The sequence below is a fragment of the Shewanella inventionis genome (assembly GCF_014641855.1).
In the GTDB taxonomy this organism is placed as follows: Bacteria; Pseudomonadota; Gammaproteobacteria; order Enterobacterales; family Shewanellaceae; genus Shewanella; species Shewanella inventionis.
In genome coordinates, this window is the sequence record NZ_BMII01000130.1 from 1 (window position 1) to 570 (window position 570).

The following is a 570-nucleotide window of genomic DNA, read 5'->3' on the forward strand; positions in this document are numbered from 1 at the left end:
TCTTATCGAAACAGGCTTTGATGTCACCCTCAAGAACCCATTGGCTAGAGCGCTTCATACATAAACATTTGAAGCACTGTGCAATTGCATCTGCTGCGCTTCGATTAGGTCGAAAGCCATAGCTATTAAGGTCGGCTACCGTTTCCGAAATAGGCTCCAAAGCGAGAAGATGAAGCGCTTGCTGCGCTCTGTCTATCATGCAGGGAATGCCTAAAGGTCTGAGTTTGCCGTTTTTCTTGGGGATGTAGATACGCCTGAGCGGTTTGGCATGATAACCTTTTCGACTCAGTTGATTCACCGCAGTCATACAACGAGCATCAGTGTTCCAAATGATGCCGTCAATTCCTGGTGTTTTGCTGCCTTTATTTTGAGAAACTCTTTTAACAGCAAGCAATTTTGCTGATGTAGAGTGGGTGAGTATCCACTGCAATGCTTTCGACTTACCGTGTTTACCTTCTCGGGTTGCTTTTGCAATGCGCATTTGAAGCTTTAATACATGTTGCTTAACAGCCTTCCAGTTAATGGATTGCCATTGAGTGCTGTCAGAAGAGGCACTAACTTCGTTTGAAG

At 44.9% G+C, this 570-nt stretch carries 1 protein-coding gene; it reads right to left on the reverse strand.

Annotated features, from left to right (window positions below):
• On the reverse strand, nucleotides 1-570 hold a 570-nt coding region (locus IEW93_RS21920), incomplete at both ends, for a reverse transcriptase N-terminal domain-containing protein (protein ID WP_188741293.1).